This window comes from Butyrivibrio sp. Su6 (genome assembly GCF_900108105.1).
In the GTDB taxonomy this organism is placed as follows: Bacteria; Bacillota; Clostridia; order Lachnospirales; family Lachnospiraceae; genus Butyrivibrio.
This window is the reverse complement of record NZ_FNUR01000001.1, coordinates 440,283-452,416: the sequence shown is the minus strand read 5'-3', so window position 1 is coordinate 452,416 and position 12,134 is coordinate 440,283. Positions and strand designations below refer to the sequence as shown.

At 38.1% G+C, this 12,134-nt stretch carries 10 protein-coding genes; all 10 read left to right on the top strand.

Annotation, left to right across the window (positions count from 1 at the left end):
* The first annotated feature begins 18 nt into the window (after positions 1–18).
* On the top strand, positions 19–1,842 hold the full coding sequence (locus tag C4S54_RS01830; protein WP_103867996.1) for an alpha-galactosidase: 1,824 nt from the start codon (positions 19–21) through the stop codon (positions 1,840–1,842).
* Between the two features lie 2 nt (positions 1,843–1,844).
* Positions 1,845–2,228 (top strand): hypothetical protein, encoded by a 384-nt coding sequence (locus tag C4S54_RS01825; RefSeq protein ID WP_103867995.1) that lies wholly within the window; start codon positions 1,845–1,847, stop codon positions 2,226–2,228.
* Positions 2,229–2,305: 77 nt separating this feature from the next.
* Complete coding sequence (locus tag C4S54_RS01820) at positions 2,306–2,806, top strand: hypothetical protein (protein ID WP_103867994.1); 501 nt, start codon at positions 2,306–2,308, stop codon at positions 2,804–2,806.
* A 345-nt stretch (positions 2,807–3,151) separates the two neighbouring features.
* Positions 3,152–4,807, top strand: a complete 1,656-nt coding sequence (locus C4S54_RS01815; RefSeq protein WP_103867993.1) for a bifunctional metallophosphatase/5'-nucleotidase — start codon at positions 3,152–3,154, stop codon at positions 4,805–4,807.
* A gap of 183 nt (positions 4,808–4,990) precedes the next feature.
* Positions 4,991–5,350 carry an ArsR/SmtB family transcription factor gene (locus C4S54_RS01810; protein WP_103867992.1) on the top strand — a complete coding sequence of 120 codons (360 nt, stop codon included), beginning with the start codon at positions 4,991–4,993 and terminating at the stop codon, positions 5,348–5,350.
* Between the two features lie 39 nt (positions 5,351–5,389).
* Positions 5,390–5,608 (top strand): cation transporter, encoded by a 219-nt coding sequence (locus C4S54_RS01805; protein WP_103867991.1) that lies wholly within the window; start codon positions 5,390–5,392, stop codon positions 5,606–5,608.
* A 75-nt stretch (positions 5,609–5,683) separates the two neighbouring features.
* The gene (locus C4S54_RS01800) at positions 5,684–7,570 is read left to right on the top strand and encodes a heavy metal translocating P-type ATPase (RefSeq protein ID WP_103867990.1); all 1,887 of its coding nucleotides are present in this window, start codon (positions 5,684–5,686) and stop codon (positions 7,568–7,570) included.
* A gap of 13 nt (positions 7,571–7,583) precedes the next feature.
* The gene (locus C4S54_RS01795; protein WP_103867989.1) at positions 7,584–9,533 is read left to right on the top strand and encodes a serine hydrolase domain-containing protein; all 1,950 of its coding nucleotides are present in this window, start codon (positions 7,584–7,586) and stop codon (positions 9,531–9,533) included.
* Positions 9,534–9,594: 61 nt separating this feature from the next.
* Positions 9,595–10,413, top strand: coding sequence for a purine-nucleoside phosphorylase (locus C4S54_RS01790; RefSeq protein ID WP_103867988.1), 819 nt, complete (start codon positions 9,595–9,597; stop codon positions 10,411–10,413).
* Between the two features lie 23 nt (positions 10,414–10,436).
* Entirely contained in the window at positions 10,437–12,110 is a 1,674-nt protein-coding gene (locus C4S54_RS01785) for a MutS-related protein (protein WP_103867987.1), read from the top strand.
* Positions 12,111–12,134: the final 24 nt, after the last annotated feature.

The following is a 12,134-nucleotide window of genomic DNA, read 5'->3' as shown; positions in this document are numbered from 1 at the left end:
TTTTAGGAGAGGTAAAAAATGGGGTATGAAAACTTAAGACCGGATACGATAGAGTCAGCTGGAAGGTATGACTCTTTTGATGACGGCAAAGTAATGTTTGGTAAACAAAAAAATAAGCTTCCGGCAATGGGGTGGAACAGCTGGAATGCTTTTGGAAGTGGCAATACGGAGGCTCTTACTAAAATAATGGCTGATAAGTTTATAGAGCTTGGTCTTGATAAACTTGGCTATGAGTACATTATTTTAGATGATGGGTGCTATAAAACTGAAAGAGTTGAAGATAAGCTTTCTAATGAAGAAGTCAAGTTTCCAAGCGGGTTTAAGGCACTGTCTGATTATATCCATGAAAAAGGTCTTAAATTTGGAATGTACAATGACATAGGAACCAATCTTTGCGCAGGTGCACAGGTTGGAACCTGTGGTCATGAAGCTTTGGATGCTGCAAGCTATATAGAGTGGGGAGTTGACTTTTTGAAGGTAGATAACTGTTATTATCCTTTTGACAATGCAACTTTTTCAAATGCTGAAAATGCGAGATACACCTTTGCTCCAAATATTAGAGCTATAAAGCTTTGTTCAGCTGATGGCTCTTTTGAAAAGCTGTACTCTGCAGTCAAAGATGGAGCTGTAACAGGAAGGCTAGCCGAGAAGGCAGATGGTGACTATGTTACAAGAATAGGTACCTTTGATGGAACAGGACCTGACAATACACCGGTGGGACTTCAGAGCAGTGAACTTGTATTTGATGTAAATGTTCCAGTTGATGGAGAATATTATATCTTTGTGGAATATGCAACCGGAAAAGAGGAAGGCGTCGGAGAATGGCTCCAGATAATGACCGAAGGAGAAATGATATTTGACGGCTTTCTTAAAGAAACTGAAAGCCCTGCTTCTTTTGCCTGGTCAACTGCATCTTCCGATAAAGAAAGCGGATTTGGCTGCAGTTTACACGAGGGCATAAACAAAATAAGAATAATGAACCACAGAAGGCAGGAGAATACCCTAAATTCTTATGGACGTCTGTTGAAAGAGCTTAAGAAGTTAGCACCTGATAAGGATATCTATTATTCAGCCTGCGAGTGGGGAAAGACACAGCCTCAAAATTGGGGCAGTAAGGTTTGCGATTCCTGGAGAATATTAAATGATATCACTTTCAGAGTCGGAAGTGATGGCGATCCGGGGCACGGCGACTGGACTTCCGATTATACACCTGGTGTAGCTGTGCAGTACAATAAGGCTGTCATCATGGATGAATTTTCAGGCCTTTCAAAGGGTTGGAATGACCCTGATATGCTCATGATCGGTATGGATGGTCTTAATGAAACTCAGTGCAGGACTCATATGGCTATGTGGTGTATGATGAATTCTCCATTGATGCTGGGACTTGACCTTAGAAGAGTAAGTAAAGGAGATTGGATCTATAGCATTATCTCTAATGAAAAGCTTATTTCTTTAAATCAGGATAAGCTTGGAATTCAGGCAAAGAGAGTTTATTCGAGCCTTGCAGCGGAAGATCCTTCAAAAGAGTACATAAGAGACAATGATAGAGTAGATATTCTTGTTAAGCCTCTTTTGGGAGACAGATTTGCTGTTAGCTTTATAAATGTAAGCGAAAAAGATAAGGAAGATACCTATAAGATTACTGTAAAAGATATAATTAAGGTTTTTAGTGGTAGCGAAAAGGGCGAATATTTCAAAGTATTTGAAAATGCAAAGAAATTGGAAACTCTTGATGTTTACACTGATGAAATATTTACAGTTTTGGATGGATGCATTGAAGTTTCAAGTCTTAAGGCCTTTGATAATATGACATTTATAGTTTCTCTTCCTGATGAGCAATAATTATGAATTGTAAGGATTTTACAAATAAACTCATAGATTTATATCAGAATAAAAACAACCAGGAGCTTTCTTATGAGGCTCTTGGTCCGTTTTTATGTGAAATAATAGAAAGTAGTGGAGATGTATATAAAATGCCACTTCGCAGGAATACCATGGCCAGAGTACTCCATGAGTTTTATAAAAATGTTCTGAAAGAAAAGGATCTTGACTGGGGAGACGCAGGGACTTTTCCTGATATTTATGACTGCAAAGTTTGTGCCAATCCGCTTGCCCAGTGCTATGTAAGAGGCCTGATAAAACCCAGAAAATCAGGCAAAGCGTTAATTTTGGGAGCAGATGACATCGTTTCAGAAGATGAAATTTCTTATATTTTTTCTTTAATTTAAAAAAATTCTGCCACATATTTTTTTCCTTCGTATAAATATTTGTAATCAAAAATATGACATTTTGGAGGAAAATAATTATGAAGAAAATCGGATTGTTAATGGCAGGTGTTGTTTTAGCAGTATCTCTTACAGCTTGTGCAAGTGAGTCAACATCAACAACAAGCTTTAATGTAACAACAACTACAGATGAGGGTACAACGGAATACAATTATTCATCTGAATATGCAAATGGTGAATTTTCATCAGCAGAAGAATACACAGAATACAACAATGATATTAACTGCAATATAGTAGATGGTGTTGCCTATATATCTGCTCCATACAGGACAGACCTCTGGTGTGAAGAGATCGTTTATGTTGACGATGTAGAGATATGTGATACAGATGCTGAAGATGGCGTTTATTACGCATCAAATCTTCCAATCATGCAGGACGGTACTACAAAGATCTTTGTAGCTCAGTATGACGAAGAAAATGGTGAAGCTTTTGCATATGCAGTATTTTCACTTACCGTTGAAAATGGAAAGTTTGCAACTGTTGATGAGGCATATGTTGTTGACAGTATAGATGAAATATAACTTAAGGCTGCCATCAGATGGAGCCCAAAGTATCTGGAGCCTCATAAAAATATAAATAAGTGTAAAAAAGACCCAAATCAGTGTAACTGATCGGGTCTTTTTTTAATGATGTAATATAGACTATGGTTGCTTAATAAGGACGCTTCCTTGAGGAATATAACTAGTGTATATAATAATCCTTCAATTTTTAATTTTTCCCATCATAAACAGAAAATCCAAAGAACTTTCCAATAATCCCCAAGGAGCGTTTTTATTTTTTACGATTTAACACACAAAAAGCATACGTTACCCAACAAAAAATAGTATAATATTAATTGCTTTAATATTATACAAGGGAGGTTATGTATGAGACGTATTCTAAAAGGTTCTATTTCAGTTCTACTCGCATTAGCACTGGTGCTTACAGCTAATGTAACCGCAATTACTTCAAAAGCAACAAATGTGGTTGCAGAGGTAAAATCAATTGCTGATGTTCCTGCCGATCTTTCCGGCAAAACAGTTATTCTCCACACTAATGATGTACATGGAGCTGTTGGACGTTATCCTTACATTGCATCTGTTAAGGAAAATTTCCAGAAAAGAGGAGCAGAAGTTCTCCTTGTTGATGCCGGAGATTATATACAGGGAACGCCTTATGTCAATATGTCAAAAGGCGCAGACGCTATTACTGTTATGAATGCTGCCGGTTATGATTTTGCTACAATAGGAAACCACGAGTTTGACTATGGCTTAGACCAGCTTAAGGCAGATATAAAGATTGCTAAGTTTAAGACTATATGTGCCAATGTATTGGATGAAAATGGCAATTCAATCTTCGTACCAAATGCAATGTATACTACTAAGTCAGGTATGAAACTTGGCTTCTTTGGAGTAGTTACTCCTGAGACACAGACTAAGTCAAATCCTGTTTATGTAAAGGGACTTACATTCCTTTCAAAGGATGCGCTCTATGCTTGCGGTAATCAGCAGGCGAGTCAGCTTAAGGCACAGGGGGCAGATCTTGTTGTGTGTCTTACACATTTGGGTGTTGACCTTGAAGCTGCAAGAGAAGGCAACAGCAGTGATATTTTTTATGAAAAGACAAAAGGCATAGATATTATTATCGATGGACACTCACATACTGTTATGTCAGCAGAAGATATTGTTGATCCTGTTACTTCAACAGGTACAAAACTCCAGACTATTGGTGTTGTTGTGATCGACAATGCGAGTAAGTCAGTTGAAGATAGCTATCTTCTTAATTATGACAAGTTACAGCCGGAAGTAACTACGAATGCAGTGGCAACAGGTATCATTAAGAGAATTGATAATGAGTATAGTGTAGCATTTGCAAAGAGCGAAGTTGACCTCAATGGTAATAAGGCTCCTGGAAACAGAACAGAAGAAACAAACATGGGAAATCTTGTATCAGATGCTATTCTTTGGACAATTCTTAAGGATGCAGGATCAGTATCTGTTGATCCTTCACATGTTATTGCACTTACAAATGGTGGTGGTTTAAGAGCTCCTATAAGTGCTGGAAATGTTTCCAAGAAGGATGTAAATACAGTTCTTCCTTTTGGAAATACAGTTACTGTAGTGTATGTTACAGGAGAACAGCTCCTTGAAGCATTAGAAGCTTCAACCTTCTGCACACCAGAGCCTGTTGGAGGCTTCCCGCAGACTAGCGGAATTAAATTTACGATTAATACAACCAAGTCCTTTGCAGCAGGACCTATTTATCCCAACTCAACTTATCATAAGCCAAGCAGCATAAACAGAGTAACAATTGAGAGCATAAATGGACAGCCATTCTCTAAGACAGATACATATGCTGTTGTAACAAATAACTTTATTTCTGTAGGTGGAGATACATATTATTGCTTCGCTAGTTCAGGAACAAGCTTTGATACTGGAATTCCGCTTGATGAGGCTCTTATAGATTATATTAAGACAGAGCTTCACGGAGTTATCGGAAGCACATATGCTTCTCCAAGAGGCGATATAACAATAATTAAATAAGATTGTTAAAAAGATCAGGACTCCGTCAGCAAAAAGCTGGCGGAGTTTTTTTCTTTAAAGACAGCCTATTGGTGTTGACAAATTGGTAGTCAGGTTTTATATTAAACATATGAACAATTATTCATATGTTCATTAGCTTATAAAAATCATTTATTTTTATAGATACTCGAAAGGAGGCGCTTTGTGGCAGTTACAGATGTAGAGTGTTGTGAAGAACACCATGTACATATTCAGGTTACTAAAAAAGCTAAAAGAGAAATGCCGGATGAGGATGAATTATACGATCTGGCTGAGCTTTTTAAAGTTTTTGGCGATTCAACCAGAATAAAGATCTTGTTTGCTCTGTTTGAAGAAGAAATGTGTGTTTGTGATATTGCGGATACTCTTAATATGACACAATCAGCAATATCTCATCAGCTTAAGATCCTTAAGCAGAGTAAGCTCGTAGGTAACAGACGTGAAGGCAAGTCAGTTATATATTTTCTTGCCGATGATCATGTGAGGACTATTATCGATCAAGGTCTTAATCATATAGAGGAATGATCGAAATATTAAAAGCCAAATGGCGAAAGGGGTTAAATTATGAAGAAAACATACAAATGTGAAGTTGATTGCGCAAACTGTGCAGCAAAAATGGAAGATGCAGTTAAAAAGATTGATGGAGTTGTAAATGCAAGAGTAAATTTTATGACTCAGAAGTTTATGCTTGAAGCTGCAGATGATGTATATGAAAAGGTTCTTGATGAAGCAGTTAAGGCTTGTAAGAAAGTAGAGCCTGATTGCGAGATTGAGATTGCCTAAGGGTATAAGGAGTCATAGTGATATGGCTCCATTTTTTTTAAAAGAGTTTTTCTTTAGAAATGGCAGGTGTTGATTATGACAAAAAAACAAAAGAAGACCAGAAACAGAATACTTATTGTGCTTGCACTTTTTATTATATTACTTATTTTTGATAAAACAGGACTATTAAGCAGTATTCCTGAAATCATCATATTTTTTGTTTATCTGATTCCATATATAATCATCGGATATGATGTTATCAGAAAAGCATGTATAAATATCAGTCATGGTCAGGTTTTTGATGAGAATTTCCTTATGATGATAGCAACATTTGGTGCATTTGGAATAAGAGAGTATTCAGAAGCTTTGGCAGTTATGCTCTTTTACCAGGTAGGTGAGCTTTTCCAGAGTGTTGCTGTTGGCAAGTCAAGACAGTCTATCTCTGATATGATGAGCATTGCACCTGAGTATGCTGTGATCGTCAGGGAAGATGGACAGACTGATGAAGTTGATCCGGAAGAAGTTAGTGTTGGAGATACACTCCTTATTAAAGCAGGTGAAAAGATCCCTGTTGATGCCATTGTCTTAGAGGGAGAGTCCTTCATTGACACCGCAGCACTTACAGGTGAATCAGTACCGAGAAAAGTCGTAGTGGGTGACGAGATCATAAGCGGCTGCGTTAACGGTGAGGGTGTACTTAAAGTTCAGGCAACAAAGGCTTACGAAGATTCAACCGTTGCCAAAATCCTGGAGCTTGTTGAGAATGCGAGCAATAAAAAGTCCAGAATGGAGAACTTTATAACAAGATTTGCCCGCTATTATACGCCTGTAGTAACAATAGGTGCAGTGATTCTTGCAATTCTTCCTCCTATTCTTGGACAGATGGCTTTTTCAGACAGCATAAGAAGAGCCTGCGTATTCCTTATTGTTTCATGTCCCTGTGCCCTTGTTATTTCTGTGCCTCTTGGCTTTTTTGGAGGAATTGGTGCAGCATCTAAGATTGGTGTACTTGTTAAGGGAAGCAATTTCCTGGAAGCTGCTTCTCTCATAGACAGAGTTGTTTTTGATAAAACAGGAACTTTGACACTTGGTGAATTTAAAGTTTCCAGCATTAATCCATTTAACGGTGTTACCGCTGATGAACTTTTAAAGATAGCTGCAATTGGTGAGAGCGTTTCTAATCATCCAATCGCCAAGTCAATCCTTGCCGCATATAAAGAGAAATTTTCAGGTGCTACAGTTGACGCATCAAATGCCAATGCAAAAGAAATTGCAGGACATGGAATATCAGCAGTTTATGAAGGAAAGGAACTGCTTCTTGGAAATGCAAAGCTTTTAGAAGATAAAAAAATACCGTTTATGGCTCCAAATGAGTATGGAACTGTTGTATACGCATCTCTCGGCGGAAAGTTTATTGGCTCTATTGTAATATCTGATGTAATTAAGCCTGAGGCAAAAGAAGCTATTCTGGCCATGAAGAAGGTCGGAGTTAAGAAAACGATCATGCTTACCGGAGATAGAAAGTATACTGCTGATTATGTTGCTGCTCAGGTTGGAATTGATGAGATATACTCAGAGCTTTTGCCTGCTGACAAGGTCGACAGGGTTGAAAAAATGCTTGATGAAGCGGATAATAAAAGTAATTTAGCCTTCGTTGGAGATGGTATCAATGACGCTCCGGTTCTGATGAGAGCAGATGTAGGAATTGCCATGGGCTCTCTTGGAAGTGATGCAGCGATTGAAGCGGCTGATATTGTTATTATGGATGATGATATCCGTAAGATCTCATCAATCATTAAGATTGCACGCAAGACCATCAGAATTGTAAAAGAAAACATTGTTTTTGCTTTGTTTGTAAAGGTATTGATACTTATCCTTGGAGCCCTTGGAATTGCTTCTATGTGGCTGGCTGTTTTTGGAGATGTAGGTGTTGCAGTACTTGCAATCCTTAACTCTATGAGGGCTATGAAAATAGATAAGTGAGGTAATTAAATATATGGCAAGAGCAGGACTTGACGTTGGAGAACTTCTAGTGAAGCTGATGACCAGGGAAACCGGGGAAATCAGCAAGGTTGACTATGCTCCTCAAAAACCGGAATTCATAAATACTTCGGTTTTGGGTGAACAGTTCCTTGTAAGAAAAACACCAGAATCTCAAGGGTTGAGTTCTGCTTTTTTTACGGAACTTATAAGATTCTTATCCGAGAACAAAGAGTGTAATATGCATAAGCTCATGTTCGTAAGGCACGGCTTTGTTGTGGCAGAATGTGCCTTTGAACCCTATGAGATGGATATCTGGCATGTTTCTTATTCCATGTGCAAAAGTATTGTTGGAATGGCTATAGGTCTTTTGGTTGAGGAAGGAAAGTTAAGTACAGATACCAAGCTCAATGATATATTCAGCACAAGAATGGGGCCTCTTGGATTTCTTAAAAAGAATGTAACGGTAGAGAATCTCCTTAACATGTCCAGTGGAGTTGAATTTAATGAGGCTGGTTCAATTAGTGGCAATGACTGGAGAAAAGAGTTTCTGAGTTCAGGCTTTAAATTTGAGCCCGGAACAGCTTTTGAATACAATAGCATGAATACCTATATGCTGTCGGCTATTGTAACCGAGATTACAGGGAAATCACTTTTTGAGTTCTGTAAGGAAAGAATATTTGAGCCAATGGGCATAAAGAGAGTTTATTGGGAAAGCTGTCCCCAGAGTATAACAAAAGGCGGATGGGGCCTTTTTATGCGTACTGAAGATATGGCAAAACTCGGAGTTATGTATCTTCAAAAGGGTAAGTGGAACGGCCAGCAGATAATTCCTGAAAAGTGGGTGGAAAGGTCCACAGCCTGGCAGATCGAAACAGGCAAAGATGACAATGAACACTATGGATATCAGCTTTGGGTAAATGATGACAGACCAGGCTCTTATGCTTTTAACGGAATGCTTGGGCAAAACGTTTTCGTATATCCTGATCTTGATATGGTTGTTGTGACCAATGCAGGAAACAGCGATGTTTTCCAGACAAGTCTCATGGCTGTTACTATCAGGAATCATATGAAAGAGCTTACGGATGTATTTGATCATCCACTTCCGGAAGACTTTGCAGCATTGTCTGAACTTAAGGCAATTTGTAAATCAGTAAGTGGTAGGACAGTAGATTTTCCACAGATCTTAAATGGTGGCTACAAGAGAAAAAGTATCGCTATGACCAAGGGGCGGCCTAGAAAGACTGAAGTTGTGGTGAGTTCAAAGAGGGGAGCATTTAAGCCATCACTTTATTCCTATAACAATGTCAGCGAAAATATCCTGATAGACAGATGGCTGTCAAAGCTTGATGGAAAGACCTATGATCTTGATATTAAAGGTATTGGTCTGTTTCCTTTGATGATGCAGATAGTTCACAACAATTTTACTGATGGCATCCAAAAGATTGGTTTCAGGAAGGGAAACAATAATTCTTTTTATATTGAAATATATGAAGGCGAAACAATATTCAGTCTCAGGTGCGGATTTGGTGGTCGAAGATATAAAAGTATAATAAACATGCACGGCGAGAAGTATATCGTATCTCTTTCTTCGGCATGTAAAAGAGATGAATATAACAGGCTGGTTCTTAGGAATGAGATATATTTTCTTGAAGAAGCCTGCACCAGAGTAATGAATATTTACTTTGAAGATGATGCTGTGGACAGAGTGGACAGGAAGGGAACCTTTATACATCCATCAGTTCCGGGCTCTATTGAGATAAGATTTCATGAGATTCCGGGTACAGATATGCTTATGACAACCCTTGATAATCTTGCGCCTGATACCTTTGGTGGTATGACAGGCATGATCTACAGCAGATTTTTAAAGGGTGGTATGAAGGGGATCCTTAACGAGGCAGTAAAGACAACTATGCAGCCTGTTGTTAAGGGGACACTTAGCAGTTTTTTACCTGATACCGATTAAAGGCGTTATATGCTATACTTTATCTAGTGTTTGAAAAAAGAAAGTAAGAGGTGACAAAAATATGAGTTATGAAAAATTACTTGCCTGCAAAGAAGCAGTTAGAAAGAAGACAGATTTTGTTCCTGACGTAGCACTTGTACTTGGCTCAGGACTTGGCGGATTTGCAGATAATATAAAGATTGAGACTGAAATTGAATATAAAGATATTCCGGGATTCCCTGTTTCTACAGTTCCGGGACATGCAGGAAAGTTTATTTTTGGCTATCTTGGGGACGTAAAGATCGTATGCATGAAGGGACGTGTTCATTATTATGAAGGATACGATGTCCATGATGTTGTACTTCCTGCAAGACTTATGGGACTTCTTGGTGCCAAGATCCTGTTTCTTACAAATGCTGCTGGTGGTCTTGGAGAAGGCTTTGGCGCCGGTGATCTGATGCTTATTACAGATCATGTTTCTATGTTTGCTCCTAATCCGCTTATCGGACCTAATCTTGATGAGCTTGGAGCAAGATTCCCTGATATGTCTGAAGTTTACAAAAAGGACCTTCAGGAAATCATCAGAAATACAGCAAAAGAAAATGGCATAGAGCTTAAAGAGGGTGTTTACTGTCAGCTTACAGGTCCTTCATATGAATCTCCTGCAGAGATCAGACTCCTACAGAAACTTGGAGTTTCCGCAGTTGGTATGAGTACCGTCAATGAAGCAATCGCAGCTAATCATATGGGCCTTAAGGTATGTGGTGTATCCTGCATCAGCAATCTTGCTGCAGGTCTTTCAGAGACTCCTCTTTCACACAAGGAAGTTCAGGAAGCAGCTGACAAGGCAGCTCCTTTATTTACAAAGCTAGTTACAGAATCAATCAAAAAATTCAAGTAATATAAAGGAAAAAACATACATCTATGGAGAGCATAATTTTTTTATCTGTCCTTGTAGGCATATCACTGATCGCTTATATACTAGGACTTAGAGACAGTAGAAGGTCTGAAAAAATTCTTTTAACCAAATTAAAAAAGAACTTTGGAGATGCACCAAAACGAAACTACAAACAAGATGACCTTGATCATCTGCAAGGGTATTATAAAAATCATTCAGCAGATTATCAGATTGATGACACCACCTGGAATGACCTCAATATGGATGGCGTATTTGCCAGGATGAATTACTGCCTTAGCGCTACAGGAGAGGAGTACCTTTACCATATGCTAAGGACACCTCTTCTTGATGATGATTTTGATTCTTTGGAAAAAAAGGTTTCTTTTTTACAGAAAAATGAAGATGCAAGGATCAGCCTGCAGCTTATTTTTTCTAAGATTGGCAGAAACATAAGGTATTCAATTTATGATTACATTGATTATCTCAAAGATGCCGGTAAATTCAGCAATAGAGAGCACTATTTGATGCTTGCTCTCATGGCACTCTCTATATGTGTCTGTTTTTTCAATTTTTCTATTGGATTTGTAGCTTTTGTGATACTTGTAGTTATAAATCTAATTAGATATTTTGCCGTAAAGGGTGATATTGAGCCATATCTTGCTTCTTACAGGTATATTTTAAGAGTTATCAGATCAGTATCATTTTTTGAAAAGGTGAATATTCCGGAACTTGAAGATGACATTTCAGCGCTCAAAAAAGCAGCTTCAGAATTAAAGGGTTTTTCAAAAGGCTCATATATTCTTATGTCACAGAGCAGGATGAATTCAGGCGGCAATCCGGCTGAACTTATTCTTGATTATATCAGGATCGCTACACATATTGATCTTATTAAGTTCAATCAGATGTATAAAGAGATAAGTCTTCACAGAGACGATCTTGATACGATACTTACTATTACAGGAAGGATTGAGGCATACATATCAATTGCCTGCTTTAGAGAGTCTTTTAAAGGCAGCTTTTGTATTCCTGAATTTGAGGGTGATCGCTATGATGCAAAAGAACTGATTCATCCGCTTATTCAGAATGCTGTAGCCAATGATATAAGCACAAAAGAAGGAATACTTATTACGGGATCAAATGCATCCGGTAAGTCCACTTTTCTTAAAACCTGTGCAATAAACACTGTTTTGGCTCAGTCCATTCATACGGTTCTCGGAAAAGAGTATAAGGCTCCTCTTTTTGAGGTTTATTCATCCATGGCGCTTAATGACAATATTTTTGAAGGCGACAGCTACTATATCGTAGAAATTAAGTCAATCAAGAGAATTCTTGATGCTGCGGCAAAATCAGGCAACAGAGTTCTTTGTTTTGTAGATGAGGTGCTTAGAGGTACTAATACAATTGAAAGAATTGCAGCATCAACCGAGATTCTGAAGACTTTTGTAAACCGGAATGTAACATGCTTTGCAGCTACCCATGATATTGAGCTTACAGCCTTATTAAAAGACAGCCTTGGTATTTATCATTTTGAGGGCGATGTAACTGACAATGATGTTCATTTTGATTACAAGATAAAGTCAGGACCTGCCACAAACAGAAATGCCATTAAACTTCTTGGAGTATTAGGATACGATGAGAAAATCGTTGATAATGCGCAGACTCTTGCAGATAAGTTTTTAGCTACAGGAAACTGGAACTGATTTTATTTTTTTGAATTTAGAGGT